Below are 26757 nucleotides of genomic sequence, written 5' to 3' on the forward strand. Positions count from 1 at the left end.
GCCGATCTTGCCTTCGTAAGACCCTAGGCAACAGCGAATTCTGCCGATTTTTGCTGGATTTGTTGAAGGGCGTCGAGAATACTGCCTACGTTTTTTGCAGCGCAGATAATCCATGTTGGGCGAAGACCGGCACATAGGCACCGAAAGCCTTAGCGCGTGCCGGGTCTGATGCGTTTCCATCCAAGGCCCGCTTGTACACACCTTGCAGAATGCCGGCCATCCGAAAGAAGTTGAAAGCAAGGTAGAAGCCAAAATTCTCAATCCCCGTTAGGCCGCGGCGCGCGCAATACTCGGCGATGAAGTCCTGATCTGACGGTAGCCCAAGGCTTAACCGATCTACGCCAGCCAATCCCCGACCCTCCTTGCCCGGAGGCAGCTGCCATTGCATGATGACGGCCGCCAGGTCGGCATATGGGTGACCGATGGTCGATAGCTCCCAATCCAGCACTCCGATGCAGGCGGTGCCATGCGTCTCGAACATCAGATTGTCGATTCGGTAATCCCCATGAACCAGTGTTCTTTGATTATCATCCTCGGGGATCTGGCGCTCAAGCCCGGCGATCAGCTGATCCATCTCGGCGATTTTTTCGGTCTCAGAGGCGCGATATTGTTTGGTCCAGCGAGCAATTTGCCGCTCGAAATAGTTGCCTGGAGGTCCGAAATCCGAAAGACCCACCGCATCGATATCGACCATGTGCAGTTCGGCCAGTACGCGGTTCATCTCTTTCAGCACACCCGTGCGCGTCGCATTGTTTTCGCCTTTCATGACAGGGTCGACAAATGTGCGCCCTTTCAGATGCTCCATCACGTAAAAGGCAGAGCCTATGACGCTGTCATCTTCACAAAGCAGATGTACTTGCGGGACGGGCACTTTGCTACCAGCCAGCGCCGCTTGTACGCGAAATTCCCTATCCACTGCATGTGCGGATTTCAGCAATATGCCCGGCGGCTTGCGTCTCAGAACATAGGATTTGGCCGGCGTACGCAGCAGATAGGTTGGGTTCGACTGACCCACGGTGAATTTTGTAGCTTCAAGAGGGCCATGATAACCAACAAGATGCGTATCTAGATAAGCGTCGACGGACTTGATATCCAAAGTGTTTTCAGTGTGTGTCATATATTCAGCCTGCGTATGAACCCACGGCTAAAGGGCATCGGCAAAGATATTGCCACCGGTCTGCACATTTATCCCGCCGGAGACAGGGATGACCGCGCCAGTGACATAGCTGCCTCCGCGACCGCATAGAAACAACATGCAACCAGCGATATCCTCGGCCTGGCCAACCCGGCCCAGTGGAACACCTTTGCCGACGCGCGCGCGCTTGGTTTCGTCTTCGGTGGCAAAGGCCGTCATGCGCGATACGAATGGTCCCGGGGCCAGCGCATTCACCGTGACTCTGTATGGTGCCAATTCTTTAGCCATGATTTTGGACAGGTGAATAACCGCCGCTTTGGACGCGGAATAGCTGTAGGCCCCGTCACCCATCGGAACTTCACCCATGACCGAACCTACATTGATGACCCGCGCAGGATCCTCGTCGGTTGCGGATTTCATCAGAAGTGGCAGCAATTTTTGGGTCAGATCAAATACGCCTGCGACATTAACCGACATGACTTTGTCCCAAGCGAAATGAGGGAACTGCCCCATCGGCGCGCCCCAAGACACACCTGCATTATTCATCAGTATATCAATCGCTTGAGTGCGGTTTTTGACTTCATCCACCAGCGCATCTACACCCGCCTCACTGCTGATGTCGCCAGCAAACCCTTCGGCCGAACCTGGCGCGTCCAGAGCGTTCAACTCTGTTGCAACCTCCTCGCATGCCTCGCCTTTGCGAGAAGCGATCAGCACATGCGCCCCGGCACGTACCAACGCCTCGGCCGCCATTAGGCCGATACCGGTGGCACCCCCAGTTACCAGTGCCGTCTTTCCACTGAGCGAAAACAAAGTCTCGGGCGTCATGTGCACTCCATTCAGGCGATCTGGGATTCTGGCGTGAGGTCTTCTTGACAATACCTGCTGACAATCCAACGATTTCAAAACAGGTGAAGCAAGAGGCAATTGAAAAACATGCAGGCATTACTCAGCGTCACACCAGGCGGCCCCGAGAGTTTGGAACTGACCACCCTGCCCGATCCAACCCCTGAGTCAGATGAAATTGTAATGCGTATCCGCGCCGCCGGGGTGAACTTCCCTGATACGCTGATGATCCGGGACCTCTATCAGATAAAACCACCCCGCCCCTTTGCACCAGGTGGTGAAATCGCCGGAGAAGTTGTCTCGGTCGGAGAAGGCGTCACAGACTTCGCGCCTGGTGATCGGGTTCTGGCGCTGACAGGGCACGGAGGGTTCGCTACGCACCTGAAGCTCAAACCAGCGACTGCCGTCAAGATACCCGACGTGATGCCGTTTGAAGATGCGGCTAGCTTTGTCTTCACCTTCGGCACTTCATACCACGCCCTCAAGGACCGTGCGCTACTTAAGCCCGGCGAAATAGTACTTGTTCTGGGGGCCGCCGGTGGCGTTGGGTCTGCGGCGATCGAGCTAGCCAAAGCGATGGGGGCACATGTGATCGCGGCGGTCTCGTCTGAAGACAAAGCATTGTTTTGCAGAGATATTGGTGCAGACCAGACGCTGATCTATCCACGCGATTTGGACCGCGAAGCGCAAAAGGCCCTGTCCGCCGAGATAAAGGCACTGGCCCGGGGCGAAGGTGTGGATGTGGTCTACGACGCGGTCGGCGGAGACTACGCTGAGCCCGCCTTGCGAAGTATGGCGTGGGGCGGGCGTTATCTGGTTGTTGGCTTCCCTGCCGGCATCCCCAGCATTCCGCTGAACCTGGCTTTGCTCAAGGGCTGTCAGATCGTCGGGGTGTTCTGGGGCGCGTCCGTACTTCGCGACCCGAAGGGGCACGCACAAAACCTGGCCGAGTTGTTCCGCCTATATGGATCGGGAAAGATTTCACCCCGTATCAGTGCACGATTTCCGCTAACCCAGGCGGCAGAGGCCTTTGGCATGCTCGAACGGCGCGAGGCTCTCGGTAAAGTTGTGGTCACGATGGAAGATAATTGAATAGAGGATGGGATTGAGCCGATCCAGCAACCTGCATGCGTCAATGAAGCTCTACCCATAAGAGCGAAGGTCGCTGGACGACCTTTAAATTCATGTTTATGAAAAAAGGAAGATGGGGACAGTTTGAATATGCACAATATCCTGGTTCTGAATGGTCCGAACCTGAATTTGCTTGGTACACGGCAACCCGAGGTCTACGGCGCAACGACGTTGCAGATGATCGAGGACCTGTGCGTTGCGCATGGTGAAACGCTGGGTCAAAACATAACCCATCTCCAATCCAATCACGAAGGCGCGCTGATTGATGCGATCCACGCGGCACGCGGCGTTCAGGATGGCATAGTACTGAATGCAGGCGCATTCACGCATACATCGATTGCGCTGATGGATGCGATATCTTCGGCCGAAGTACCCGTGGTCGAAGTTCATTTATCTAACATTCACGCGCGCGAGGTGTTTCGTCACAAATCGCATATCGCACCAGTCGCGATTGGACAGATCTGTGGTTTTGGCGCGCAAAGCTATGTTCTTGCACTGAACGCGATTGCCGCGCATCTGGCTGAGAGGGACACAGGATGACCCTCAAAGAGTATCTGAATTTTCTGAGCTACACGAAAACTCTGGAAGAGCTTTGGGATGCACATTGCCGCCAGATGGAAAAGTATGGCTTCGACCGGTTGTTGTATGGGTATACGCAATACCGAACGGCGACTTCGCTCGGCGATCCAGAAGATTTTGTAATCCTGACCAATCACTGCTCGGATTACTTGGAAGGGTTCCTTCAATCCGGTCTGTATTTTCATGCCCCGATGCTGAAATGGGCCCTGAACAACGAAGGCGCTGCAAGTTGGAGCATGATACAGGACATGATGTCCAGCGGGGTCATGTCGAACGAAGAGCTTCGGGTTTTTGAGTTCAATAAGTCGCGTGATATTACAGTAGGTTATACGGTCAGCTTCAACTCGGTATCGATGCGTTCCAAAGGGGCGATTTCGCTTGCGGCACGTAATCACAGCCAGGAGGAGATGGACGAGGTCTGGAACGAGCACGGCGACGATATCCTTCTGATGAACAATGTTGCCCATCTCAAAATCCTGACATTGCCATATCATGCCCCGAACCGCGCGCTGACCAAACGCCAGCGCGAAGCTTTGCAATGGGTCGGCGACGGAAAGACCACGCAGGACATCGCGCTATTGATGGGTTTGACTTCGGCAACGGTGGAAAAACACCTGAGACTCGCGCGTGAGGCGCTTTCGGTTGAGACCACGGCGCAGGCCGTTCTGAAGGCCGCGTTGCAAAATCAGATGTTTGTCATGGAAGCATGACCCTATTTTGATGCTAATTAGCATCAAATTGACCTAGGGTAAGGAATACATGACTTTCCGAATCTCCCGATAAAATTGCAAATTGATATTGTTCCGTGAGTGGTGGCTTTAGCCAGGGAACGTTTTGATCGGATCTTTGTAATACCAAAGCTCTCTGATCGCTCTGACACCGAGGCGTCTATTCGTCCACGTCTCTTTGTCGGGATTATTGAGGGGCCCTTCCATCCCCATCATGCAGGGCCCCTCAATTCACCACCTTACACAAGCATCGGCTTTCAGGCATTTGGCACGAAAAAACCCGGCTGCGCTATGCAACCGGGTTCGGTATTTGTTGCAGCCTCAAACCGAGGCTGCAATAGATCTTAGCCCTGGGCTGCCTTTGCAACCTCGGCTGCGAAGTCTTCTTTTTCGACCACGATGCCTTCGCCTACTTCCATGCGGACAAAGCCGGTGATGGTGGCACCCGCTTCTTTGGCGGCCGCTTCGACAGTCAGGTCAGGATTCACAACGAAGTCCTGGTTCAGCAGGGTCGCTTCGGCGACGAATTTCTTCATACGACCGACGATCATCTTTTCGATAACCTGCTCCGGCTTGCCGGATTCGCGGGCGATGTCCATCTGGACCTGCTTTTCTTTTTCGACAACTTCCGGGTCCATGTCCGCCTCGGACAGGGCTGCCGGGTTCACAGCTGCAATGTGCATTGCAACCTGCTTGCCGAAGGCTTCATCGCCGCCGGACAGGGCAACCAGAACACCAATTTTGCCCATGCCGGTTGTCGCTGCGTTGTGGACATAAGACACAACAGTGTCGCCCGACAGTTTGGACATGCGGCGCACCGACATGTTTTCACCAATGGTGGCGATCTTGTCGGTCAGCGTGTCTGCAACAGACTTTCCGCCCAGGTCAGCAGCCAGCAGTGCGTCAACGTCATCAACACCTTCGGCTGCGTAGGTGATCTTGCCGACCATCTCCTGGAATTCGCTGTTTTTCGCAACGAAGTCGGTTTCCGAGTTCACTTCGACAGCAACACCGTTGCCGCCGTTGACGTGAACAGCAACCAGACCTTCGGCTGCGGTACGGCCCGATTTCTTGGCCGCTTTGGCCAGGCCTTTGGTGCGCAGCCAGTCAACGGCCTCGTCCATGTTCCCGCCGGTTTCGGTCAGCGCTTTTTTTGCGTCCATCATGCCTGCGCCGGTCGAGTCGCGCAGTTCTTTTACCATTGCTGCTGTGATTGCCATCTTTTGGCTCTCCTCAATTCAAACGGAATTGGGGCAGGTCTACCCTGCCCCATATGTCATTTACGTGACGGGCAGCTTACGCTTCGGCTTTGACTTCCGGAGCGGCTTCTTCCGCGGGCGCTTCTTCAGCAACCACTTCTTCAACCGGCGCTTCTTCGAACGCACCCAGGTCAACACCTGCAGCACCCATCTGAGCGGTCATGCCGTCCAGAGCGGCACGTGCGGCCAGATCGCAGTACAGAGCGATTGCGCGCGCTGCGTCGTCGTTGCCGGGGATGATGTAGTCAACGCCGTCGGGCGAGCAGTTGGTGTCGACAACAGCCACAACCGGGATACCCAGCTTGTTGGCTTCAGCGATGGCCAGTGCTTCTTTCTTGACGTCGATGACGAACAGCAGATCAGGAACGCCGCCCATCTCGCGGATACCGCCCAGCGATGCCTGCAGTTTGCCCTGGTCACGTTCCATGCCCAGACGCTCTTTCTTGGTCAGGCCTTCTGCGCCCGATTCCATCGCTTCGTCGATCTGGTTCAGACGGTTGATCGACTGGGAAACGGTTTTCCAGTTGGTCAGCGTGCCACCCAGCCAGCGGTGGTTCATGTAGTACTGAGCCGACTTTTCAGCGGCATCTGCGATCGGCTGAGCAGCCTGGCGCTTGGTACCAACGAACAGAACGCGGCCACCTTTTGCGACAGTGTCACGAACAGCCTGCAGAGCCTGATCCAGCATCGGAACGGTCTGAGTCAGGTCCATGATGTGGATGCCATTGCGCGAGCCGTAGATGAACGGGCCCATGCGGGGATTCCAACGCTGTGTCTGGTGACCAAAGTGAACGCCAGCTTCCAGCAGCTGACGCATGGTGAACTCGGGAAGAGCCATGCTTTACTTTCCTTTTCCGGTTTACGCCTCGGCGGGGGTGAAAGAAGCGGATGCTCCAACCGGCGGGCCAGTTAAGGATGTCTCCCTCAAAAAGCCCAAACCCCGCCTGCGGGTTTGAATGGCGCGCGTATACGGCAGGTTTAGCATCAGCGCAAGGGCCAAATGCCCCTATTTTTCAAGCCGCGCCAGTGAATGCGCATGACGTACCGCGTCTTCGCAATGGGCTGCCAGAGCTTTGCGGTTTTCAAAGTCGCTAACCTTGGCTGGCGCGTGGTAGATCAATTCCACGGTGCCTTGTCGACGTGCCCCCAAAGTCTTAAGCAAATGCGGTCCGAAATCCATGTCGCCCCACCAGCCATAAAACCTATCGGGCTGACCTTGGGGAGCGTGAAAGATGACCGAAACCGGTTGAACATACATGAATTCCCGCAGCTCTTCAGTGAAGAACGCGGCAAAGAGTGTTGTTTTAAAGGGTAAAACTCGCTGTCCGTCGGTCGAGGTGCCTTCTGGAAAGAACAACAGCTTGTGCCCGGCTTTCAGACGTTCCTCGAAAATCCGGGTCTGCTCGCGGGCTTTCTTGCGATCACGTTCGATAAAGACCGTACCCGTCGCGCGTGCCAGCCAGCCGATGCCGGGCCATTTTGCAACTTCGGCTTTCGATACGAAATACACGCGCTTAAGGGCATTCAGCGCAAAGATATCCAGCCACGACGTATGGTTTGCAACCACAGCGCCGCGTTCTTGCATGAGCGCGCCAGAGGTGCGAAATCTGATCCCGAGAATTCGAAATGCATTGCGACAAACGAACTGAGAAATGAACGGTGTCACCGGCCGTTGAACGCCATAAAGCGGTCGTTCGATGAGACGTATGGCCAATAAGACGAACAGCCCCCCAAAAACCAGAAGGGCCAGCGGCAGACCGCGAAGTATCACCAGGACCCAACCTAAGAAACCAAGCTCAATTGGATCAGGAGCGTCTTCACTTTGCCACGATGGGTCGCTCACAGGGTTATGCTCCACCATAAATACGCCGCTGACGCTCATTCATGCGGGCTGTGTCAAGGATCAGACACACATCGGTTGTGTTGAAGGCATGATCGATAAATGCCCCCTCGCCCACGAATCCACCGAGGCGAAGGTAGGCCTTGATGAGAGACGGCACTTGAACCATCGCCGCGCGCCGATCCAGCGCGTCGGGTGCCAAAAGGTCCATTGATTGAAATACATCTGGCTGGGCCCGAACCCGCAAATCCAGCGGGGCAAGGTGGTTGTGATGCAGCATCGACAGCGGCTGCGCCAATTTGCTCACGTCGGTTCCGTGGAAACTCGCGACCCCGAACAAGACCTCAATATCACGCTCGGTGACGTATGCAGCTAGACCATTCCACAGATGATACATCGCCGTGCCACCACGATAATCCGGATGCACGCACGAGCGTCCAAGCTCCAACAGCTTGCGCCCGCTTTGTTTCAGGACGGTGAGATCGTATTCATCCTCGGAGTAGAATTGCCCCAGTTCGGCAGCTCGCTCACCAGGTAGCAGTCGATAGACGCCGATCACCTCTCCAGATGAATCGTCGATGGCGAGCATATGATCGAAGTATGGATCGAACCGATCCTTCTCGAGCCCCGCCTCATGGTCCACCATCTCGCCGCCACCGCCCAATTCCTGAACAAACACGTCATAGCGCAGACGTTGGGCCGCCCGCAGTTCAACCTCGGTATTGGCCAATTTGACAGTGAATGAGGGGCCTTCGTCGGGCATCAAGAAAATTCCATCGATCGCTGTTGCGCGCTGATAACGCGATTGCTCGGCCAAAGGCAACAAGCCCGCGTTTTGCCCGAGTTGTTAACCTTTCCTAAACCAGTTTCACGGATCAAAGACCGGCATCAGGGCTATGCGTGTCCCGTCGATCACCACTTTCCCCTGCTCGCGAAAGTTAACGGTGATCTTGCCTCCGATATTGGACTGCACTTGTCCAACGCCCCAATCGGGGAAATCGGGGTGGCGGACATACATGCCCGGTGCAAGAATGGCATTCAGATCTGTCATATCGGGCCTCCGGGTCCAAGGCAGATGCAGCAGGAGGTACGCATGGGCGCGTCAGACGTCAACCTGGCCGAATTGATCGGCTCTCGGATCTGTCATGATCTGATCAGCCCCATTGGGGCAATTACCAACGGGCTTGAGCTGTTGGAGATGGTTGGCGCAGTCCAGGGCCCTGAAATGGAGCTGATTTCGGGCAGCGTTGGCAGTGCAGGCGCCCGCATCCGGTTTTTCCGCGTTGCCTTTGGATCAGCAAGCGATCAGCCATTGGGTCGCACCGAAGTGGTCGAGCTTCTTAAAGATGTGGAAAAGGCCGGGCGTCTGCGGATCAGTTGGAACCTGACCGAACCTGTCCCGCGCAATCAGGTTAAACTCGCGTTTCTGGCTGTGATGTGCTGTGAAAATGCGATGCCCTTCGGCGGCGAAGTGGAAATCGAAACTCAGGGCGACGCATGGACGGTGACTGGCGTTGCTGACAAGCTGAACCTCAATACGGGACTATGGAAAGGGATTGGCTCGGGGCGATTTACCGAAAAACTAAGCCCGGCGCAGGTTCAATTTGCCCTGCTGCCGGACACAGCCTCGACGATGGGTCGCAGGATCACGGCAGAAACGACCGCAACCCAGGTGACACTGCGGTTTTAGTGCCGCGTGGTCCCGTTTCCGCGCACCAGATACTTAAAACTGGTCAACTGAGCGGCACCGACGGGACCGCGCGCGTGCATCTTGCCGGTGGCGATACCAATCTCAGCACCCATGCCAAACTCACCGCCATCCGCGAATTGCGTCGAGGCATTATGCATCAGGATAGCGCTGTCGAGCCGTTCGAAGAAGTGCTCGGCGGCCGCGGAATCCTCGGTCATGATACTATCGGTGTGGCTTGAGCCAAACTGCCGGATATGCGCAATCGCGGCGTCGATATCTGCTACGGGCCGTGCAGCGATGATACTATCTAGGTACTCTTTGCCCCAGTCATCATCCGACGCAGGAATGGTGTTTTCATTGGCCAAAATGCCTTCGGCATGCACTTCAACACCCGCAGCTTGAAGAGCAGCGATTAGATCACGGCCCAGTGTTTCTGCAACGTCTTGATGGATCAGCAAGCATTCTGCCGCGCCACAGATACCGGTGCGCCGGGTTTTGGCGTTCAACACAACATCCAGCGTCTTCTGTGGATCGGCGGCTTTATCAACATAAATATGAACGATGCCTTCGAGATGCGCAAAGACGGGCACGCGCGCCTCGCGTTGCACAAGACCCACCAATCCTTTGCCACCTCGGGGAACGATGACGTCGACATAATCAGTCATGGTCAAAAGCTCTTGCACCGCAGCCCGGTCGCGAGTCGGCACCAGTTGAATGGCGTCTTCGGGCAAGCTAGCAGCTGCTAGCCCCTCAACCAGACAGGCATGGATCGCGGTTGACGAATGAAAGCTCTCAGACCCGCCGCGCAAGATCACGGCGTTCCCGGATTTCAGGCACAATGCACCCGCATCCGCCGTCACGTTGGGGCGGCTTTCATAAATCACGCCGATTACACCCAAAGGCGTGCGCACACGCTGAATGTTGAGGCCCGAGGCCATGTCCCATTCGGCCAACACCTCACCCACAGGATCAGTCTGATCGGCAACGGTGCGCAGCCCGTCAACCATGCCCTGAACGCGTGCTTCATCCAGCATCAGGCGGTCCATCATCGCGGGGCTCAAACCCTTTTCTCGCCCGAACTCCAAATCCTTCTTGTTCGCTTCGATAATGCCGGCACGTTTGTGCCAAACGGCGTCTGCGGCTGCGATCAGCGCGGCGTGCTTGCGTTCGGCGGTGGCAAAGGCAAGCTCTTGCGAGGCTGCTTTGGCGCGCGCACCAAGGTCGGCCATCATTGCGGGAATGTTGTCGAAATCCTTCATCTCATGCGCCTTTCGGTCTCAGTTTATCAAATCACGCCCTTACAGCGCCAGATCGTCCCGGTGGATCAGGGCCGCGCGGCCTGGATAGCCTAGCGTCGCCTCGATTTCAGACGATTTACGTCCTTTGATCGCATCCGCCTCTTGCGCGGTATAGCGACTTAGCCCCTGTGCCAGCCTCCGCGCCTGCGCATCCAGAACAGCGACGGGATCGCCGCGACCGAAATCACCCGTGACCTCGACAATGCCAGCGGGCAACAGGCTTTTGCCATTGGAAAGCGCCCTTGCCGCGCCGTCATCGATCACGATCTCTCCGCGCGGTTTCATCGCCGAAATCCAGCGTTTCCGGGCTGCATGCGGATCGAGTGTGGCCGTGAACCAAGTGCAGCTCGCGCCATTTTCAAGCGTTTTCAGCGGGTTCAGGGGTGATCCTTCAGTTATCGCCATATCGCAGCCAGCTGCGGTTGCCATCTTGGCAGCCAACAGCTTGGTCTTCATGCCGCCCTTTGACAGCCCCGATCCTGCGTCACCTGCCATGGCCTCGATCTCGGGCGTGATCTGTTTGATTACGTCATACCGGGTGGCTGTCGCGTCCTCGTTGGGATTGCCCGAATAGAACCCGTCGACATCTGAAAGCAGGATCAACTGATCCGCGCCGATGGTCACGGCGATTTGCGCTGCCAGCCGGTCATTGTCGCCATACCGGATCTCATCCGTGGCGACTGTATCGTTTTCGTTGACAATCGGAACAACACCCAGGCTCAGCAGCGTTTCCAGCGTTGCACGGGAATTCAGATAACGCCGCCGATCTGCGCTGTCTTCCAACGTGACCAGCACCTGAGCGGTTTTGATCTCATGCGGCGTCAACGCTTCTTCATACGCACGGGCCAGCCGGATTTGTCCAACCGCCGCAGCGGCCTGTGACTGTTCCAGCGGCAGATTCTGCATCGGCAGGCCAAGTACACCTCGACCCAACGCGATTGACCCGGACGAGACCAGAACAACATCCGTCCCCTGCCCTTTCAGCCAAGCCACGTCCTGCGCCAGCGATTTCAGCCAATCCGACCTGAGCAATCCCGTATCCCGGTCGACCAACAAGGCCGATCCGATCTTGACCACCAGGCGGCGGGCATGGGTCAGGGTTGCCAAGGCGTGGCCTCCTCGGCGGGTTTCTGGCGCAGGCGGTTTTCATCGATCTGAGCCCGCAAGGACCGCAGCACCTCGGTCACGCCCAAATGCGCAACGCCTGACATGGTCATGACCGGGCCGCGAACGGCTTCTTCCAGTTCGGCCTTGATCAGTTCGCGTTCCTCATCGTCCAGAGCGTCGATCTTGTTCAATACGGTGATACGCGGTTTATCCGCCAGCTCTCCGCCATAGGCCTCAAGCTCGGTGATGATTGTGCGATAGTCTTCGACCACAGTTTCCGAGGTGCCGTCGACCAGATGCAACAGTACCGCGCAGCGTTCCACGTGGCCAAGAAACCGGTCACCGATTCCACGCCCCTCATGCGCGCCTTCGATCAGACCTGGAATGTCGGCAACGACGAACTCCACGTTATCGACACCGACAACGCCCAGATTGGGGTGCAGCGTAGTAAAGGGATAGTCGGCGATTTTGGGCCGTGCATTGGATGTGGCAGCCAAGAAAGTTGATTTCCCGGCGTTGGGCATGCCCAAAAGACCCACATCCGCAATCAGCTTCAGCCGCAGCCAGATGGTGCGGTCGATCCCCGCCTGCCCCGGATTGGCGCGGCGCGGGGCCTGATTGGTCGCGGATTTGAAATGCAGGTTGCCAAAGCCGCCGTTGCCGCCTTTTGCTAGCAAAAACCTCTGGCCAACCTCGGTCAGGTCACAAATCACGGTCTCTTCGTCTTCGTCCAGAATCTCGGTTCCGACGGGAACGCGCAGGATGATGTCGTCACCATCCTTACCCGTACGCTGCTGACCGCGACCGGGTTGGCCGTTCTTGGCGAAGAAATGCTGTTGATAGCGAAAGTCGATCAGGGTGTTCAGCCCGTCCACAACCTCGGCCCAAACAGACCCACCCTTACCGCCGTCCCCACCATCGGGTCCGCCGTATTCGATGTACTTTTCACGTCTAAAGCTGACGCAGCCGCCACCTCCGGCCCCGGACCGGATGTAGACCTTTGCAAGATCGAGAAATTTCATAGCTGTCCCCTACTGCAAAGGCCCCATCGGCCACAAGTCAGAGTTTCTTTGTATAGGTCCAGGTGGGCACATTCGCATCGCGCGCCACCGAATAGGTTTCCGCATCGCCAAGATACTGGAACCCGCAATGGGTCAGAACCCGTGCTGAGGCCGGGTTGTCCTGGAACACGCTCGCGAACATGGTCGCGTTTTCCAGCGGATTGGCGTTGACCAGCGTTTCAACGGCCAGCGATGCAATGCCGGTGTTCCAATACACCGGGGCGACCCAATAGCCGACCTCGGACTGGTTGCGATCCAGCCGGGTCAATGAAATCAGTCCGATCAACTCCGGGCCACCATCCTTTGTGGCATCCATTGCCCAGACATCCTCGTCCCGGTCTTCGGCCATCGCGCGCATCACAAACGCCTCAATCGAGCCAGGTGGCAATGGATGCGGGATCGATGTCGTCATGCGCGCCACACGCTCATCGCCTGCGTAATGCTCAATGAGACCCAAATCCGACCGACGCAGAGGGCGAAGGTCGAACCGCTCGGTTTCAATGACCGGCTGATTTATTATTGCCTCAATTTTCATGAGTGCGTTCCTCCTCCGAACAACACAAAAAGTACGGACGCAACTGTCAAACTGGCTAACGTCCACATCAGATATTTTTCCGCAGGCCGACCTTCAACCGCATGGGCGATCCGATCTCCAGCAAATGTCCAGATCGGGTGCAATACGATCTGGCAGATTAACAAACAGAGAGCGATCGTGAGGGTCGCCTCAAAACTGGGTGTTCCTGTTGCCACAAACCCGGTGAAACCTGAGATAATCATTGCCCAAGCCTTAGGGTTAAGCGGATGCACTATTAACCCCGCCAGAAAACCGGGCACTTGCTTATCCGATTGACCTCGGGAAAGCCGCAGATTGGCAATTTTCCACGCGAGCCAGCAAATATATGCAGCAGAAGCATATTTGAGTGCCTCGAACACCAACGGCGCCTGCTCGGCAACTTGCATCAGGCCAAAACCAACCGGCCAGATGATCAGCTGTTTGCCCAGAATGACCCCGCCCACAAAGGGTAGAGCCGACCGAAAGCCATAACGCGCACCTGTTCCCAGCAGGACCATATTGGCCGGTCCCGGCGTGCCGACCTGCGAAGCGGCAAAAATCAGGAAACTGGTGGTTGCGACTGTCATCGGTTCTGGTGATCACGACTGCGTTAAAACGAAAAAGGGACCGGCACTTTGTGCCGGTCCCCCATGAATTTTTCTTAAACCTTCTGGGTTTCGGCTTACTCTGCGGCCTCCGCCACTGGCAGGACCGAAATAAAGGTGCGGTTTTTAAGTCCCTTATGGAACTTCACGGCGCCATCGACAGTTGCAAAGATGGTATGGTCTTTGCCCATGCCTACGCCTTCGCCCGGCCAGAACTTGGTGCCGCGCTGACGTACGATGATGTTGCCTGCGATGGCGGCCTGGCCACCATACAGTTTCACGCCAAGGCGGCGACCCGCTGAGTCGCGACCGTTACGGGAGGAACCGCCAGCTTTCTTATGTGCCATTCTCTCTCTCCTTAGCCCTGAGCCAGCTCTTTGGCTTGCTCAACCCATTCGGGTTTCACTTTGATGGTGTCGATAGCAGCAATCTGCTCGTCCGACAAGGCGGCCAGAGCGGCAAAGCTTTCGATACCGGCTTCAACCAGCTTTTTGGCAGCGGCAGGGCCGACACCATTAAGAGCTGTCAGATCGTCAGCGGCAGCAGCTGCGGCGGGTGCCTCTGCTTTGGCTTCAGCTTTCTTGGCAGGCTTTTTCGCTACCGGAGCAGCTTCGCCAGCCGGTGCCGAACCGGTTGCAGCTTTGATGCCCGACTTGTCAGCGCCCGACGACAGGATGTCGGTGATTTTGACCAGAGTCAGTTTCTGACGGTGACCAACGGTACGCTTCGAGCTGTGCTTACGACGGCGCTTGACGAACTTGATGACCTTGTCACCTTTGATCTGTTCGATCACTTCGGCCTGTACGCCTGCCCCTTCAACGAAAGGTGCACCAACAACCGGTGCGTCGCCGCCCAGCATCAGAACATCGTTGAATTGAACTTTTTCACCTGCGTCGGCAGCCAGCTTTTCAACACGGAGCACATCGCCCGCCTGAACCTTGTACTGCTTGCCGCCAGTCTTGAGGACCGCAAACATGCGTCTTTCCTTTGTCTAACCGCGTTCTGTGGTCCCCGATTGGGTGTTACTGGCTTTCGCCACCTCGAACAGCGCGCCCTTTTCGGGCTGTGTGAATGACCTTTGGCACATGCCATCAGGTCAAAGAATAACGATACCCGGCGCGGAAAGCCGGCCGGGATGCGCGCTTATCGAAGCATTCATGAAGAAAGTCAACCAAAAATCTGCGGCTCAGAGATCCGACGCTTTCATGGCTTGCGCGACGGTTTGACCAAGCTGGTAAGAGATGCCGTTTAGCATTTCATCAAAACCCATGAACAAAGCGGAATTCAAGGCCCGACCCGCATCGGTGCGGGAAAAGGCGATGTTCTCTCGCATCTGAGACTCGTTCAACGGCTGATAGGCCAATAAAAGGAACGAGTACATCCATTCAGTTGTCTCTGCCCTGGTGTTCTCATGCTGAGATAGCAGTTCCTGCAACACGGATGCATCGTCGAACAGGGCACTTTGCCCAGAGGCAAGTCCTTGGTAAAAACTATAATCGGCGCTGATGGTGCCTTGCACATTTTTCTCGATCAGGTCGTTGACCTGCACATATTCATCTACAAGACGAAAAAACATGCCCTCGCGATCAGCCTGTTCGTAAGCGCTGCGTGCCATCTCTTCGATCGCGTCATCTGCAATGGCCCGGCGCGCCGAGTTTTCCAGAGAAACGATGCTTTGCCCCAGTTCGCTTTCAAAAAAGATCGAAGCTTGTTCTAGCTGCACATCGGACATCATCTCGCCAACCGACAGCGAAAGTTGATGGTGCATCGTGCTCGGATCGTACAAATCCTCAACTTGCGCCAAAAAATAGGCTCCTCCTGAGCTGCCCAGCATCGACTCGTTGATTGCATGCCCTTGCGCCACGCCTTCTTCACTAAGAATTTTCATAAAATCCAAAATATGCATCGCCTGCATCAGTCTTTCAGCACGCTCGCTTGCGGCCAGAGGCAGCGCCCAGATCGTCAAACAGAGTGCCGTAGCTAAAACTCGCATCAGATATCCTGCGCCGGGCGCAATTCGGCCATGCGGGCGGCTAATACTTCAAACCGCATCGCCATGATTTCATATTGGATCGCATTCAACAGCTCATAGACCTCCTGCATCAGAGGCTGTTCCAGAGCGTCAACATAAGCGTCGACATCCTCATCCGAGAAATCCTGGTAGGTGTAAGCCGCCCCTGCCAAAGCTGATAGTTGCAGAGATCGACGCAACTCACCTTCATTGCGTTGGATCATCGCGCGCAGTTCATCTCCGCTCAGTTGCATGTCGATAATGCCAGACGCGCTTGCCGCTAGCAAAAACCGCACCTGGATCTCTTGCAGCGCGCGCAGCGAGGTTCCGCTGGCGTCCACCGCACGGTTCATGCGCTTCAGGCTTTCAACACGAGATGAACCTTCTTTTATCAACTTCGAGACGATTTCCTGCCCGGCAAGCTGTTTGGCATCATCATCGTCATCCATATGAGCGGCGTTTTCAGCAACGACCAGTCTTTGCCCCAACTCCGAGGCGTAAAACGAGACCGCGTGGACCAGCGCCTCTTCGCTAAGCGTCTGTTCAAGGATCGAGACGGCCGTTTCGTGCATCAAAGCGGTATCAAACACCTCTTCGGTCAGACGCGCCCAATCCGATCCGAAGCCGTCAGGGTCGATACCCAGCATCTGCGGGGCCGAAGCAGAGGCCTGCGCTATGCTTTCCAAGGCAACGTCAAACCCTGTCGTTGTCAGAAACGCCTCAATCTGATCCTGACTGGCGGCCTGAGATGGCGAGGCCATGACACCAAGCGAGAAAATTGGAAGGATGAGGCTGATTGCGAACTGGCGTATAAAGTAAGTCATACATATCAGCCTAGGTGTTTTCTTACCTCTGGCAATGGAAAATCCCACTATCGTCAAAATCCGGAACTTTCTGCTTGCACCCCTGCCCGTTCACCACTAAATCCCCCCCTCACAGACCCCCGCGGAGAGGTGCCGGAGTGGTCGAACGGGGCGGTCTCGAAAACCGTTGTGGGTGCAAGCCCACCCAGGGTTCGAATCCCTGTCTCTCCGCCATAAATCAATTCATCCTTCAAGGCTGTTTCTTTGCTTGTGTTGCGATTCCTGCAATGGATGGCATGATGTTGCCACTGCCTGCAGTGTCAATCAGCGCAGTGTGGCTCAAACCCGCAATATGCTGCAAAATCACGTGTTTTCCCCTTTGCTTTAACGTACCTTAACCCCATCTGAGCGACACATCATTTGAAGGAGACATCCAATGTCGCGTCTTTTACTTATCGTAGCCATCGCCGTTATCGGCGGAGGCGCTTACTATTTCGCCACAAAACCTGAACCAACCCCTGCCGAGCAGTTGCAATCGGCGGCTGAAGATGCCTCAGAGGCGGTTGGTGAAGCAGCCTCGGCAATACAAGAGGGCGCTGCTGATGCCGTTGAGGCGGCGACTGAACAAGCATCCGAGGCTGCGTCCTCGATTGCTGATCAGGCCTCGGAAGCTGCATCTTCGGTATCGGAACAGGCCAGCGACGCTGCTACATCTTTGACCGAGCAGGCCAATGATGCAGCCTCAGCAGCTGGAGATCAGGTCGCAGCGCTTGCCGGTCAGGGACAGGAACTGTTCAACTCGTGGGTTCAGGACGGCATGCTGACCGCGCAGAATTTCGACTATGACGCAATCGTCACGTCAGTTCAGGAAAGCGCCTTGTCTCAGGACATCAAAACACAGGTTATGAAGATCCTCGACGAGATCAAAGCGTCGCCTGAGCTGGTTGTCGCGAAGATACAGGATCTGCGCAATCTGATGACGCAGCAGTGATCAATTCCAGAACCAGCCCCAAGAGGGCTGGTTCACCCGGTCGGGATGCGACTTAATTTGCGTCACTTTACGGCATTACCCAATTGACATAGCTCACCGTGTTTGATTGCTTTCTTGAGATTGCTTTGAAAAAATAAAACCTTTTGTCAGTGTGTTACATTGTGACGATGAAGGCCTCGTGCTGAACTCGCATCAAAGAAGGATCGAACGATGACCACCCTGCCCGACACCATGTTTGCCGTTGTTCAGACGCAGGACGGATATTCCGGCACAGCCACGGGACCGACGCTGGAGAATGCCTCGGACTGGTTAGCGGAGGCTGAACTGCCTGTACCTGTCCCAAAGGCGGGACAAGTGTTGATCAAAGTGCGCACTGCCTCGGTGAATCCTTCAGATATCCATTTTATCAAAGGAGAATATGGTCAGCCGCGGGTCAAAGGCGCCGCAGCAGGGTTCGAGGGGTGCGGAGATGTTGTTGCCACCGGTACCGGGGCTGACGCCCTGCTGGATCAGCGCGTGGCCTTTGTGGCAGCAGGCTCTGGTGCCTGGGCCGAGTATGTTGTGACGCAGGCCCAGATGTGTATCCCCTTGCGCCCCGAAATCTCGGATGAGGACGGGGCGGCGCAGATCGTAAACCCGCTAACCGCAATGGCGATGGTGGATATCGCACGGGCTGAGGGCGAGGCTTTTGTGGTCTCTGCCGCCACCAGCCAGCTTGGTAAGTTGATGTGCAGCCTTGGACGGGATCTTGGGTTGAAACCGATCGCTCTGGTGCGGCGCGCCGAAACGGTCGAGATGTTAAAAGGCCTGGGTGCGGCAGAGGTGGTCGTGACCAGCGATACGGATGCGCCGACGCGGTTTGCCACGATCAGTGCAGATCTGAAACCTCGTGTTTTTCTCGACGCGGTTGCCGACCAACTGTCAGAGCAGGTGTTCTGCGCGATGCCCAATGGCGCGCGGTGGGTTTGCTATGGGAAACTCAGTACGGAAATGCCGAAGTTGACTCAGATGGGCCAGTTGATCTTCATGAGCAAACGGATCGAGGGCTTCTGGCTGACCCGCTGGATGATGGACACACCCCCGGCTGATCAAATGCGAGTTGTCAGCGAAGTGCAGGCGCGATTTGCAGATGGGCGCTGGCGCACAGATGTTTCCGCACGGCTTTCGCTACGAGAAGTGCTGCCAAATCTGGCGGATGCTCTGAAAAAGAGTGACGGGAAGGTGATAATCACTCCATAGTAGAACAAAGCGCCGGACTTAACCGGCTTAGGGAGGGTGAGATTGGATAACGCACAGCTGCTGATTAGCGGGCTGGCGAATGGTTGTGTCTACGGCCTGATCGCCCTTGGCTTTGTACTGATTTACAAAGCCACCGAGGCAGTGAATTTTGCGCAGGGCGATTTCATGATGCTGGGTGCGTTTGTCACCATTGGCCTTACGAATACGGAATATATGGGGCTGCCCTTCTGGCTGGCGCTACCGATTTCACTGGGGATTATGGGCGCACTTGGGTATCTGATCGATCGGCTGATCATCCGCCGCGTCTTTGGCGAAAGTCAGACTGCCGTGGTGATCCTAACCATCGCCTTGGGCTTTGTGATCAGGTTTGCAGCTGGTCTGATCTGGGGGCACGAGCCGCAAACGCTGCAGAACCCATTGGCTGGTAGGGAAATCCGGTTCGGTGGTCTTGTGCTGGGGATGGAGGACGTGGCCGTGATTGTTGTCACCGTCCTACTGACCTGGGGTCTTTATGTGTTCTTCAGCAAGACCAAGCTGGGGCTTGCCATGCAAGGTGCGTCTCAAAACCAGTTGGCGGCATATTACATGGGGATCCCGGTCAAGCGGGTTCAGGGCTTAATCTGGGCATTGGCCGGAGTTGTCGCTGGGATTGCCGGAATTTTGTTCGCGGCCAAAGGCTCGGTCGATCCCACAACTGGGCTTCTGGGGATCAAGGCATTTGCAGCAGCTGTGATCGGCGGGTTTGGCAGCCTGCCCGGCGCATTGGCCGGCGGGCTAATCGTCGGCGTAATCGAGCCCTTTGCCAGCCGCTATATTGCAGCCGGGTACAGTCAGATCGCGCCTTATGCGCTGTTGCTGGCAGTTCTGATCTTTCGACCGCATGGGCTGTTCAGCCAGGTGCGGGTCAAGAAGGTCTGATCGCATGCGGATTGTTTTCAAAACAAACTATATGCAGGACATTCGCCCGTGGAAGGATGGCTATCAGCTTAGCCTCTATCTGATCCTGTTGGCGGTCGTAGCCGCTGCGCCGTGGTGGTTGGATGACTTTTATCTTGGTGAACTGACCAATGTTCTGATCTGGGCCATCGCGGGTTTGGGCTTGATGATCCTAACCGGCCATACCGGGCAGGCCAGCCTTGGCCATGCCGCCTTTCTGGCCGTTGGGTGCTATGCCAATGTCATCCTGATTGAGGCTGGGGTGCCCTTTCTGCTGGCGTTCCCGTTGGCGGGCCTGTTGACCGGCATCGTCGGAGCAACCGTCGCTATTCCTGCCCTGCGCCTGCATGGCATCTATCTTGCGATCTTCACCCTGGCTCTGTCTGTGCTCATGGACGACATCATCGTTCTGGCCGAACCCGTCACCGGTGGTGTCGCGGGTAAATATCTGGGTGGTGTCGAAATCTTCGGTTATCTGGTCGATCGTTGGGCCACCCCGGCCCCGTTCTTCTGGCTGGTGCTGGCGGTCGCCGTCGTCGTGACACTGGGCTATATCAACCTATTGCGCGCGCCCTTAGGCCGTAGCTTCATCGCCGTACGAGACTCTGAGGTCTCAGCGCAGGCGATGGGTGTGGATATCGCGCGCACCAAGACGATCTCTTTCGCCCTCTCCTGCGCGGTCACCGGACTGGCAGGCGCATTGATGGGTATGTTCTCTGGGGCGTTCAATAACGAGACCTTCAGTGTCGTAATTTCCATCCAATTGCTGATGATGATCGTTATCGGAGGTCTGGGTTCGATCCATGGCGCGTTTTTGGGCGCAATCGTGATCGGTTTCCTGCCGCAGTTTCTGTCGATTTCAAAGGAATACGCAGCAGCCCTGTTTGGCGGCAATACGGTCGCCATTCCGGGGCTCGAATTCGGCATCTTTGGCATGATCCTGATCGCCTTCATCCTGTTCGAACCGATGGGTTTGTATGGTCGATGGCTAAAAATCCGGACGTGGTTCGAACTGTTCCCCTTCTACCGCAAGGACATGTTCAAACGACAAAAGTCCTATCTCAAGACGGAGCGTCTGAGATGAGCTTGCTGGAGTTTGAAAACGTTACCCTGAAATTCGGCGGTCTGACTGCTGTGGATGATCTGTCCTTCAACGTGCAAGAAGGTGAGGTGTTCGCCATCGTCGGTCCCAACGGCGCCGGCAAATCAACGGTCTTCAACCTGATTTCGCGCTTCTATGATCCTTATGCAGGGGCGATCCACTTTGACGGGCATGATCTGCTGCGTATCAAGCCCTCGGGTGTCGCGGCCTATGGCGTCGCGCGGACATTCCAGAACATTGAACTGTTCGAACATGCGACCGTTTTGCAGAACCTTCTGGTCGGGCGCCACCGGCACCGCAAAACCAATCTGATCTCGGAAATTCTGTTCTCGCCCTCAGCTCGCAGGCAGGAGATCGAGAACCGAGAAAAGGTTGAAGAGATCATCGACTTCCTCGACCTCCAGGCCTTTCGTGACAAGATGATCTCGGGCCTCCCCTATGGCGTGCGTAAGGTGGTCGAAGTCGCCCGAGCGTTGGCCACCGATCCAAAACTCCTGCTGTTGGATGAACCCGCCTCGGGCCTATCGGTGGAAGAGACCACAGATATGCGTTGGTGGATCGATGACATCCGGCGTCAGATGGGCATTACCGTGCTTATGGTAGAGCACGATATGGGTCTGGTCTCGGGCGTGTCCGACCGGGTTCTTGCCATGGCCGACGGAGCGAAGCTTGCCCTTGGAACCCCAGCCGATGTTCAATCTCATCCTGCTGTGGTAGAGGCCTATTTGGGCAAAGCTTCATGAACCAACCGATCCTTAGCATTCGCAATGTTGAAAGCTTTTATGGCCCGATCATGGCCATTCGTGGCGTGTCATTGGACGTGCATCGAGGGCAGGTCGTTTCAATCCTGGGCGCAAATGGCGCGGGCAAGACAACGCTGATGAAAACAATCTCAGGCGTGATGGATCCCGAAAAAGGTTCAATCACATTTGACGGTCAGCAAATACAGGGATCGGAACCTCACAAGGTCGTGCAAAAAGGCATCGTCCATGTGCCCGAGGGACGCGAGGTCTTTCCACTTTTGACCGTCGACGAGAATCTGAATCTTGGGGCTTATACCCTTTCGGACAAGGGTCAGATCGATCATGACCGCGATCTGGTGTTTTCCTACTTTCCTGTGTTGAAAGACCGCCGCAATCAAGAGGCTGGCACTCTGTCCGGCGGGCAACAGCAGATGCTGGCGATTGGGCGCGGCCTGATGGCTAACCCGCGTATCATGCTGTTGGATGAGCCTTCGCTGGGCCTATCGCCGCTGCTGGTGCAAGAGATTTTTGGCATTCTCAAACGCCTGAATGACGAACAGAGCATGACAATGATGCTGGTCGAGCAGAACGCTAATGCAGCACTGGAACTCGCCCATCATGGCTATGTAATGGAGATCGGACGGATCGTTATGGATGGTGCGGCTGAAACCTTGCTGCAATCCGAGGACATTCAGAACTTCTATCTGGGCGTTCAGGAAGAAGGCGCGCGAGAAAACCGTCGCTGGAAACGCAAAAAGACGTGGAGGTGAGCTGGATGGACGCAAGCCCCCTGCCCCCTCAGACCAGTATCAACGGTGTGCAGTTCAACGCTACGCCCGGTCAGAGACCCCTGCGAGTCGATGGCTGTGTCACGATATGCGAGCTATTCCAGAAACGCTGTGCCGAACTGGGACAGCGTACGGCGCATCGCGAGAAGGACTTCGGCATCTGGAAATCCTACTCATGGGCCGACTACTGGCAACACGCCAAATGGATCGGGCTGGCCCTGCGCAAGCTGGGTCTGCAACGTGGCGAGGTTGTCTCGATCCTGTCCGAAGACCGCAAGGAATGGGCGTGGTTCGACATGGGCATCCAGTGTGTCGGAGGGATTGCTTCGGGCGTCTACACCACAGATTCGGCCAGCCAGTTAAAATACCTGATCAATGACAGTGGCAGCCGGTTTCTGATCGTTGAAGATGAAGAGCAGTTGGACAAGTTCCTCGAAGTCGAGGCGGATCTGTCCGATCTGCTCAAGGTCATTATCCTTGAGGATGAAGGCCTGCACGACCTGGATCATCCGCGTTGCATGATGATCGAGGACTTGTATGCTCTGGGGCAACAGGCTGAGGTCGATGAACCCGGCGCATTCGAAGCAGAAATCGCTGAAACCACGTCACAAGACACCGCCCTGCTCATATATACATCAGGTACCACCGGTAATCCCAAAGGCGCCATGCTAAGCCATGAGAACATCATGGCCGCGATAGAGGCAGGGGCGCATTCCCTGCCCTCCCAATCAACCGACGAACAGCTATGCTTTCTGCCGCTCTGTCATATCCTCGAACGCGACGTGTCGATCTACTACCCGCTTGCGATGAAGACTACTGTGAATTTCGCTGAAAGCCCCGAGACAGTGTTCTCCAACCTGCAAGAGGTCTCTCCCTCCACCTTCACTGCCGTCCCGCGCGTGTGGGAGAAGATCTACTCGCAGGTCATGTTCATGGCGAAGGAAGCAACGCCCACAGGGCGCTTCGCCTTTGCACAGGCGCTTAAGTCTGGAATGGCGCGCGCTGAATTTATCCTTGCGGGCAAACCTGTTCCAGTACCGATCGCTATGCAGTTCTGGCTTTGGGATCGGCTTGTTCTGCGTAACCTGCGCCGGATGCTGGGCTTAGATCGTCTCCGCCGAGGCGGCTCTGGTGCAGCGCCGATCTCTCCCGATTTGCTCAGGTGGTATTGGGCAATTGGCGTGCCCATTGTCGAGGGCTTCGGTATGACTGAAACCGCCGGCATAGCAGCGCTGAACACGCTTGAGGCCAACAAGATCGGCACCATTGGGAAACCCGTTCCTGGCAACGACCTGCGCATCTCGGAAGACGGAGAAATTCAGGTCAAAGGCCTCAACGTCTTTCAGGGCTACTGGCGCAACAATGCCAAAACAGCCGAAAGCTTCACCTGCGACGGCTGGCTGCGCACCGGGGATATGGGGCATATCGACGAGGAAGGTTTTGTCACCATCACAGGGCGCCTCAAGGACATCATCATCACTGCGGGCGGTAAGAACGTCACGCCCGCAGAGATCGAGAGCGGGTTGAAGTTCAGCCAGTATATCTCGGACGCGGTGATCATCGGGGATCGGCGCAAGTACCTGACGGCACTAATCATGATCGATCAGGAAAACGTTGAGAAATTCGCACAAGAGCGCAAGATCCCCTTCTCGAACTTTTCTTCCCTTTGTGCTGCGTCCGAAGTGACGGAGCTGATCGGCGAGGAAATCGCAGCGGTCAATAAGGACTTTGCGCGGGTCGAACAGATCAAGGATTTCCGGCTGATCGACGTGTTGCTCACTGCCGAAGATGAGGAGCTGACGGCGACGATGAAACTCAAACGTGGTCTGGTGGAAAAGAAACACGCACATCTCATTGAAGATATGTACAATTAGTTAAGGGGCGACCCAACAGGGAGGAGAAGTATGAAACACTTATTTAAGGGCCTTGCGGCAGCGACGGCATTGACTGCATCCGCCACGATCAGCTGGGCGCAAACACAAGGCGTGACAGATGACGAGATCGTCATTGGCTCAGTCAACGACCTCAGTGGCATCTTCGCTGCCGTGGGCGTTCCGGCCACCAAAGGCGCAAATGTGGTCTTTGATCGCGTCAACGCCGAGGGTGGCGTGCATGGCCGCAAGATCCGCTTTGTCGTCGAGGATAACGGCTATCAGATGCCACGCGCGATGCAGGGCTATAACAAGCTGCTGAACCGCGACAAGGTTTTCGCGATGTTGCAGTCGCTGGGTACGCCGATGAATGTTGCTGGGTTCAAGCTGCTGGACCCGAAAGGTATTCCTAATGTCGCCCCCTTGACCGCCGCGCGGCAAATGCTGCAAGAGCCGATGAAGAACAAGTTCACCTCATTCTCGACCTATTACGATCAAGCTCGGATCGGGGTGAAGTATCTGAACGGTGAGTTCGGATCGCAAACCGTTTGCACCATGTATCTGCCCACCGATTTCGGTGAGGAAATTCTGGAAGGCAGCAAAGCGGGAGCCGAAGAGGCTGGCATCACTTTCGGCGCTGAGACCACCCATAAACCGGACGAGACGGATTTCGTGGGGTCCTTGAGCAAGCTTAAAGAAGAAGGTTGTGACATCGTCACGATGGCGCTCGGCGTGCGTCAGGCAATCACTGTTGTTGGAACGGCCAAGAAAATGGGCCTGACCGACATGAAGTTCCTCGGCACCTCTGCCAGCTTCCTAACCGTGGTGGCGCAGGTGCCCGGTGGTGTGACCGACGGTTTCTATGCGGCGGCCTCGTGGCTGGATCTCTGGGCGCGCGCCGAAGAGCCAGCCCCGGCAGCATTTATTGCTGAATACAAAGAGGCTACGGGCGAAGACCCGGTCGGATTTTCAATGCTGGGCTATTCAGCGGCCGAGATGATGGTCAAAGCGCTTGAAGCTGCAGGTCCTGATCTGACGCATGATAGCTTTATCGCCGCGATGGAATCTCTGGATTACATGGATGAGTTGGTCGGCAACCAGATCACATATGGGCCCGATGACCATCAGGGTGCTGACTCTGTATTTGTCAGCGTCGTCGAAAATGGTGCGTGGAAACTGGTTTACGAAGAATAAACCGACCAAAGAAAAAGGGCTCGCAGTTGCGAGCCCTTGCCAATTCGGTATCCGTAGCGATTAACGCTTCGAGAACTGGAACGAACGACGCGCTTTACGCTTACCGTATTTCTTACGTTCCACAACGCGGCTGTCGCGGGTCAGGAAGCCAGCGGCTTTCAGAGCGCCACGCAGCGACGGATCGTACAGTTGCAGCGCTTTCGAGATACCGTGCTTGACCGCACCGGCCTGACCGGTCAGGCCACCGCCTTTGACGGTTGCAACAACGTCGAACTCACCTTCCACACCAGCAACCTGGAACGGCTGGCGCAGGATCAGCTGCAGAACGGGACGCGCAAAATACTTGTCCTGATCCTTGCCGTTTACGGTGACTTTGCCGGAACCCGGCTTGATCCAAACGCGGGCGACAGCGTCTTTACGCTTGCCGGTGGCGTAGGAACGACCCAGCTCGTCACGTACGGGTTCACGTACGATGACTTCTTCGGCCACGGTTTCAACGCCTGCGACGGCGCTCAGCTCTTCGAGAGTATTGATCTGATCAGCCATCGGTCATTAGCTCCGGGTGTTTTTCTTGTTCATGGACTTTACGTCCAGAACTTCGGGCGCTTGCGCCTCATGAGGATGCTCGGCACCAGCATAAACGCGCAGGTTGGTCATCTGCTGACGCGCCAGACGGTTGCCCGGCAGCATGCGCTTGACCGCTTGGGTCACAACGCGCTCGGGGTGTGCACCCTCAAGGATCTGCTGCTTGGTGCGCGACTTGATGCCGCCCGGGTGGCCAGTGTGCCAGTAGAAGTTCTCTTCGCGCTTCTTGCCGGTCATCTGGATTTTGTCAGCGTTGATCACGATGACATTGTCGCCCATGTCCATGTTGGGTGTGAACGACGCTTTGTGCTTGCCACGCAGGCGCATGGCGACGATCGAGGCAAGACGGCCCAGAACAACGCCCTCGGCGTCGATCAGGATCCATTTCTTGTCGATGTCTGCAGGTGTTGCAGAAAAGGTTTTCATGGCAGGATAGTCCTGTTTGATGTGAAAGACCGCCCCTTGGCGGAGCGGCCCGAATTCGATGGAGGGGGTTTAGACCTACTAGTTATGCAGGTCAATACAGGCAAAGTATAATATATCTATCAATAACAATAACTTATAAAATAGGTATTATTTTACCCCAAAATTTCTTCGGCATATCCAATTTTGCGTAGCTTAGTTAAGCTAGACTCAACCAAGATCATCCAATGTCGGAGGTG

30 protein-coding genes and 1 tRNA gene are annotated in these 26757 nt (G+C 55.9%); 13 read left to right on the forward strand and 18 right to left on the reverse strand.

The features are described from left to right. Positions 1 to 85: 85 nt before the first annotated feature. The gene (locus tag ACR0DE_RS11345; protein ID WP_480753215.1) at positions 86 to 1117 is read right to left on the reverse strand and encodes a phosphotransferase family protein; all 1032 of its coding nucleotides are present in this window, start codon (positions 1115 to 1117) and stop codon (positions 86 to 88) included. Between the two features lie 27 nt (positions 1118 to 1144). Continuing rightward, the gene (locus tag ACR0DE_RS11350; protein ID WP_480753217.1) at positions 1145 to 1963 is read right to left on the reverse strand and encodes an SDR family NAD(P)-dependent oxidoreductase; all 819 of its coding nucleotides are present in this window, start codon (positions 1961 to 1963) and stop codon (positions 1145 to 1147) included. 108 nt (positions 1964 to 2071) lie between these two features. On the opposite strand from ACR0DE_RS11350, the gene ACR0DE_RS11355 reads away from it, so the two are divergent. The 3 genes from ACR0DE_RS11355 (at position 2072) to ACR0DE_RS11365 (ending at position 4401) form a co-directional block, all read left to right on the forward strand. Next, complete coding sequence (locus ACR0DE_RS11355; RefSeq protein ID WP_480753220.1) at positions 2072 to 3073, forward strand: NADPH:quinone oxidoreductase family protein; 1002 nt, start codon at positions 2072 to 2074, stop codon at positions 3071 to 3073. A 129-nt stretch (positions 3074 to 3202) separates the two neighbouring features. Beyond that, positions 3203 to 3652 (forward strand): type II 3-dehydroquinate dehydratase, encoded by a 450-nt coding sequence (aroQ, locus tag ACR0DE_RS11360; RefSeq protein ID WP_480561500.1) that lies wholly within the window; start codon positions 3203 to 3205, stop codon positions 3650 to 3652. Then, on the forward strand, positions 3649 to 4401 hold the full coding sequence (locus ACR0DE_RS11365; RefSeq protein ID WP_170393076.1) for an autoinducer binding domain-containing protein: 753 nt from the start codon (positions 3649 to 3651) through the stop codon (positions 4399 to 4401). The genes aroQ and ACR0DE_RS11365 overlap by 4 nt, the downstream gene beginning before the upstream one ends. A 362-nt stretch (positions 4402 to 4763) precedes the next feature. On the opposite strand, the gene tsf is transcribed toward ACR0DE_RS11365, so the two are convergent. From tsf to ACR0DE_RS11390, 5 genes are all read right to left on the reverse strand, one after another. Further along, entirely contained in the window at positions 4764 to 5639 is an 876-nt protein-coding gene (gene tsf, locus ACR0DE_RS11370) for a translation elongation factor Ts (RefSeq protein ID WP_170393077.1), read from the reverse strand. Between the two features lie 76 nt (positions 5640 to 5715). After that, positions 5716 to 6516, reverse strand: a complete 801-nt coding sequence (gene rpsB / locus ACR0DE_RS11375) for a 30S ribosomal protein S2 (protein ID WP_170584463.1) — start codon at positions 6514 to 6516, stop codon at positions 5716 to 5718. 168 nt (positions 6517 to 6684) lie between these two features. Next, the gene (olsA, locus tag ACR0DE_RS11380) at positions 6685 to 7539 is read right to left on the reverse strand and encodes a lyso-ornithine lipid O-acyltransferase (protein ID WP_480753791.1); all 855 of its coding nucleotides are present in this window, start codon (positions 7537 to 7539) and stop codon (positions 6685 to 6687) included. After that, the gene (gene olsB / locus ACR0DE_RS11385; protein WP_223118053.1) at positions 7526 to 8281 is read right to left on the reverse strand and encodes an L-ornithine N(alpha)-acyltransferase; all 756 of its coding nucleotides are present in this window, start codon (positions 8279 to 8281) and stop codon (positions 7526 to 7528) included. Before olsB ends, olsA begins: the two co-directional genes overlap by 14 nt. A gap of 105 nt (positions 8282 to 8386) precedes the next feature. Then, positions 8387 to 8569 carry a DUF3553 domain-containing protein gene (locus ACR0DE_RS11390; RefSeq protein ID WP_010440107.1) on the reverse strand — a complete coding sequence of 61 codons (183 nt, stop codon included), beginning with the start codon at positions 8567 to 8569 and terminating at the stop codon, positions 8387 to 8389. A gap of 42 nt (positions 8570 to 8611) precedes the next feature. Here ACR0DE_RS11390 and ACR0DE_RS11395 point away from each other — a divergent pair, with 42 nt between their 5' ends. Then, positions 8612 to 9208 carry a histidine phosphotransferase family protein gene (locus tag ACR0DE_RS11395; RefSeq protein ID WP_170735040.1) on the forward strand — a complete coding sequence of 199 codons (597 nt, stop codon included), beginning with the start codon at positions 8612 to 8614 and terminating at the stop codon, positions 9206 to 9208. Here the strand turns inward: ACR0DE_RS11395 and ACR0DE_RS11400 are convergent. From ACR0DE_RS11400 to ACR0DE_RS11440, 9 genes are all read right to left on the reverse strand, one after another. Next, the gene (locus ACR0DE_RS11400) at positions 9205 to 10467 is read right to left on the reverse strand and encodes a glutamate-5-semialdehyde dehydrogenase (RefSeq protein WP_170662556.1); all 1263 of its coding nucleotides are present in this window, start codon (positions 10465 to 10467) and stop codon (positions 9205 to 9207) included. The two genes, ACR0DE_RS11395 and ACR0DE_RS11400, sit on opposite strands and share 4 nt — an antisense overlap. Positions 10468 to 10506: 39 nt before the next feature. Next, positions 10507 to 11613, reverse strand: a complete 1107-nt coding sequence (gene proB, locus ACR0DE_RS11405) for a glutamate 5-kinase (RefSeq protein WP_480561506.1) — start codon at positions 11611 to 11613, stop codon at positions 10507 to 10509. Further along, the gene (gene obgE / locus ACR0DE_RS11410) at positions 11601 to 12635 is read right to left on the reverse strand and encodes a GTPase ObgE (protein WP_170393084.1); all 1035 of its coding nucleotides are present in this window, start codon (positions 12633 to 12635) and stop codon (positions 11601 to 11603) included. Before obgE ends, proB begins: the two co-directional genes overlap by 13 nt. 37 nt (positions 12636 to 12672) lie before the next feature. Beyond that, positions 12673 to 13209, reverse strand: a complete 537-nt coding sequence (locus ACR0DE_RS11415) for a GNAT family N-acetyltransferase (RefSeq protein WP_170393085.1) — start codon at positions 13207 to 13209, stop codon at positions 12673 to 12675. Continuing rightward, positions 13206 to 13814, reverse strand: coding sequence for a LysE family translocator (locus ACR0DE_RS11420; protein ID WP_480753226.1), 609 nt, complete (start codon positions 13812 to 13814; stop codon positions 13206 to 13208). Before ACR0DE_RS11420 ends, ACR0DE_RS11415 begins: the two co-directional genes overlap by 4 nt. A gap of 95 nt (positions 13815 to 13909) precedes the next feature. Beyond that, positions 13910 to 14179: a 50S ribosomal protein L27 gene (gene rpmA, locus ACR0DE_RS11425; RefSeq protein WP_010440093.1), complete on the reverse strand. Its 270-nt coding sequence runs from the start codon at positions 14177 to 14179 to the stop codon at positions 13910 to 13912. Positions 14180 to 14190: 11 nt separating this feature from the next. Continuing rightward, positions 14191 to 14808: a 50S ribosomal protein L21 gene (locus tag ACR0DE_RS11430; RefSeq protein WP_170421606.1), complete on the reverse strand. Its 618-nt coding sequence runs from the start codon at positions 14806 to 14808 to the stop codon at positions 14191 to 14193. Positions 14809 to 15018: 210 nt separating this feature from the next. Next, positions 15019 to 15825, reverse strand: coding sequence for a DUF2059 domain-containing protein (locus tag ACR0DE_RS11435; RefSeq protein WP_480753230.1), 807 nt, complete (start codon positions 15823 to 15825; stop codon positions 15019 to 15021). Continuing rightward, on the reverse strand, positions 15825 to 16667 hold the full coding sequence (locus ACR0DE_RS11440) for a DUF2059 domain-containing protein (protein ID WP_170421599.1): 843 nt from the start codon (positions 16665 to 16667) through the stop codon (positions 15825 to 15827). The genes ACR0DE_RS11435 and ACR0DE_RS11440 overlap by 1 nt, the downstream gene beginning before the upstream one ends. 123 nt (positions 16668 to 16790) lie before the next feature. Between ACR0DE_RS11440 and ACR0DE_RS11445 the strand changes: the two genes are divergently transcribed. The 9 genes from ACR0DE_RS11445 to ACR0DE_RS11485 all read left to right on the forward strand — a co-directional run bounded on the left by ACR0DE_RS11445 (position 16791) and on the right by ACR0DE_RS11485 (position 25510). After that, positions 16791 to 16880, forward strand: a tRNA-Ser gene (locus ACR0DE_RS11445). Positions 16881 to 17082: 202 nt separating this feature from the next. Beyond that, positions 17083 to 17637 (forward strand): hypothetical protein, encoded by a 555-nt coding sequence (locus ACR0DE_RS11450; RefSeq protein WP_170393102.1) that lies wholly within the window; start codon positions 17083 to 17085, stop codon positions 17635 to 17637. A gap of 210 nt (positions 17638 to 17847) precedes the next feature. Further along, positions 17848 to 18876: a zinc-binding dehydrogenase gene (locus tag ACR0DE_RS11455; RefSeq protein ID WP_170393103.1), complete on the forward strand. Its 1029-nt coding sequence runs from the start codon at positions 17848 to 17850 to the stop codon at positions 18874 to 18876. Positions 18877 to 18918: 42 nt separating this feature from the next. After that, positions 18919 to 19794 (forward strand): branched-chain amino acid ABC transporter permease, encoded by an 876-nt coding sequence (locus ACR0DE_RS11460; RefSeq protein WP_480753235.1) that lies wholly within the window; start codon positions 18919 to 18921, stop codon positions 19792 to 19794. A 4-nt stretch (positions 19795 to 19798) separates the two neighbouring features. After that, positions 19799 to 20896 carry a branched-chain amino acid ABC transporter permease gene (locus ACR0DE_RS11465; RefSeq protein WP_480753240.1) on the forward strand — a complete coding sequence of 366 codons (1098 nt, stop codon included), beginning with the start codon at positions 19799 to 19801 and terminating at the stop codon, positions 20894 to 20896. Then, positions 20893 to 21657, forward strand: a complete 765-nt coding sequence (locus ACR0DE_RS11470; protein ID WP_480753243.1) for an ABC transporter ATP-binding protein — start codon at positions 20893 to 20895, stop codon at positions 21655 to 21657. Before ACR0DE_RS11465 ends, ACR0DE_RS11470 begins: the two co-directional genes overlap by 4 nt. Then, on the forward strand, positions 21654 to 22427 hold the full coding sequence (locus tag ACR0DE_RS11475; RefSeq protein ID WP_170405694.1) for an ABC transporter ATP-binding protein: 774 nt from the start codon (positions 21654 to 21656) through the stop codon (positions 22425 to 22427). Before ACR0DE_RS11470 ends, ACR0DE_RS11475 begins: the two co-directional genes overlap by 4 nt. A 5-nt stretch (positions 22428 to 22432) precedes the next feature. Beyond that, positions 22433 to 24319, forward strand: a complete 1887-nt coding sequence (locus tag ACR0DE_RS11480) for an AMP-dependent synthetase/ligase (protein WP_480753245.1) — start codon at positions 22433 to 22435, stop codon at positions 24317 to 24319. A gap of 30 nt (positions 24320 to 24349) precedes the next feature. Continuing rightward, a complete protein-coding gene (locus ACR0DE_RS11485) occupies positions 24350 to 25510 on the forward strand; it encodes an ABC transporter substrate-binding protein (RefSeq protein ID WP_170393109.1) in 1161 nt (386 codons plus the stop codon). Positions 25511 to 25570: 60 nt separating this feature from the next. Here the strand turns inward: ACR0DE_RS11485 and rpsI are convergent, their stop codons facing one another. After that, positions 25571 to 26056, reverse strand: coding sequence for a 30S ribosomal protein S9 (rpsI, locus tag ACR0DE_RS11490; RefSeq protein WP_039535473.1), 486 nt, complete (start codon positions 26054 to 26056; stop codon positions 25571 to 25573). Between the two features lie 6 nt (positions 26057 to 26062). Further along, on the reverse strand, positions 26063 to 26521 hold the full coding sequence (rplM, locus tag ACR0DE_RS11495) for a 50S ribosomal protein L13 (protein ID WP_039536983.1): 459 nt from the start codon (positions 26519 to 26521) through the stop codon (positions 26063 to 26065). Between the last annotated feature and the right edge of the window lie 236 nt (positions 26522 to 26757).

It is taken from the genome of Ruegeria sp. C10 (assembly GCF_056537805.1).

Excerpts from the sequence above, each read along its gene's own strand:
- ACR0DE_RS11345 (WP_480753215.1), bottom strand. The coding sequence starts at position 1,117 with ATGACACACACTGAAAACACTTTGGATATCAAGTCCGTCGACGCTTAT.
- ACR0DE_RS11350 (WP_480753217.1), bottom strand. The coding sequence starts at position 1,963 with ATGACGCCCGAGACTTTGTTTTCGCTCAGTGGAAAGACGGCACTGGTA.
- ACR0DE_RS11355 (WP_480753220.1), top strand. The coding sequence starts at position 2,072 with ATGCAGGCATTACTCAGCGTCACACCAGGCGGCCCCGAGAGTTTGGAA.
- aroQ (WP_480561500.1), top strand. The coding sequence starts at position 3,203 with ATGCACAATATCCTGGTTCTGAATGGTCCGAACCTGAATTTGCTTGGT.
- ACR0DE_RS11365 (WP_170393076.1), top strand. The coding sequence starts at position 3,649 with ATGACCCTCAAAGAGTATCTGAATTTTCTGAGCTACACGAAAACTCTG.
- tsf (WP_170393077.1), bottom strand. The coding sequence starts at position 5,639 with ATGGCAATCACAGCAGCAATGGTAAAAGAACTGCGCGACTCGACCGGC.
- rpsB (WP_170584463.1), bottom strand. The coding sequence starts at position 6,516 with ATGGCTCTTCCCGAGTTCACCATGCGTCAGCTGCTGGAAGCTGGCGTT.
- olsA (WP_480753791.1), bottom strand. The coding sequence starts at position 7,539 with ATGGTGGAGCATAACCCTGTGAGCGACCCATCGTGGCAAAGTGAAGAC.
- olsB (WP_223118053.1), bottom strand. The coding sequence starts at position 8,281 with ATGCCCGACGAAGGCCCCTCATTCACTGTCAAATTGGCCAATACCGAG.
- ACR0DE_RS11390 (WP_010440107.1), bottom strand. The coding sequence starts at position 8,569 with ATGACAGATCTGAATGCCATTCTTGCACCGGGCATGTATGTCCGCCAC.
- ACR0DE_RS11395 (WP_170735040.1), top strand. The coding sequence starts at position 8,612 with ATGGGCGCGTCAGACGTCAACCTGGCCGAATTGATCGGCTCTCGGATC.
- ACR0DE_RS11400 (WP_170662556.1), bottom strand. The coding sequence starts at position 10,467 with ATGAAGGATTTCGACAACATTCCCGCAATGATGGCCGACCTTGGTGCG.
- obgE (WP_170393084.1), bottom strand. The coding sequence starts at position 12,635 with ATGAAATTTCTCGATCTTGCAAAGGTCTACATCCGGTCCGGGGCCGGA.
- ACR0DE_RS11415 (WP_170393085.1), bottom strand. The coding sequence starts at position 13,209 with ATGAAAATTGAGGCAATAATAAATCAGCCGGTCATTGAAACCGAGCGG.
- ACR0DE_RS11420 (WP_480753226.1), bottom strand. The coding sequence starts at position 13,814 with ATGACAGTCGCAACCACCAGTTTCCTGATTTTTGCCGCTTCGCAGGTC.
- rpmA (WP_010440093.1), bottom strand. The coding sequence starts at position 14,179 with ATGGCACATAAGAAAGCTGGCGGTTCCTCCCGTAACGGTCGCGACTCA.
- ACR0DE_RS11430 (WP_170421606.1), bottom strand. The coding sequence starts at position 14,808 with ATGTTTGCGGTCCTCAAGACTGGCGGCAAGCAGTACAAGGTTCAGGCG.
- ACR0DE_RS11435 (WP_480753230.1), bottom strand. The coding sequence starts at position 15,825 with ATGCGAGTTTTAGCTACGGCACTCTGTTTGACGATCTGGGCGCTGCCT.
- ACR0DE_RS11440 (WP_170421599.1), bottom strand. The coding sequence starts at position 16,667 with ATGACTTACTTTATACGCCAGTTCGCAATCAGCCTCATCCTTCCAATT.
- ACR0DE_RS11450 (WP_170393102.1), top strand. The coding sequence starts at position 17,083 with ATGTCGCGTCTTTTACTTATCGTAGCCATCGCCGTTATCGGCGGAGGC.
- ACR0DE_RS11455 (WP_170393103.1), top strand. The coding sequence starts at position 17,848 with ATGACCACCCTGCCCGACACCATGTTTGCCGTTGTTCAGACGCAGGAC.
- ACR0DE_RS11465 (WP_480753240.1), top strand. The coding sequence starts at position 19,799 with ATGCGGATTGTTTTCAAAACAAACTATATGCAGGACATTCGCCCGTGG.
- ACR0DE_RS11470 (WP_480753243.1), top strand. The coding sequence starts at position 20,893 with ATGAGCTTGCTGGAGTTTGAAAACGTTACCCTGAAATTCGGCGGTCTG.
- ACR0DE_RS11475 (WP_170405694.1), top strand. The coding sequence starts at position 21,654 with ATGAACCAACCGATCCTTAGCATTCGCAATGTTGAAAGCTTTTATGGC.
- ACR0DE_RS11480 (WP_480753245.1), top strand. The coding sequence starts at position 22,433 with ATGGACGCAAGCCCCCTGCCCCCTCAGACCAGTATCAACGGTGTGCAG.
- ACR0DE_RS11485 (WP_170393109.1), top strand. The coding sequence starts at position 24,350 with ATGAAACACTTATTTAAGGGCCTTGCGGCAGCGACGGCATTGACTGCA.
- rpsI (WP_039535473.1), bottom strand. The coding sequence starts at position 26,056 with ATGGCTGATCAGATCAATACTCTCGAAGAGCTGAGCGCCGTCGCAGGC.
- rplM (WP_039536983.1), bottom strand. The coding sequence starts at position 26,521 with ATGAAAACCTTTTCTGCAACACCTGCAGACATCGACAAGAAATGGATC.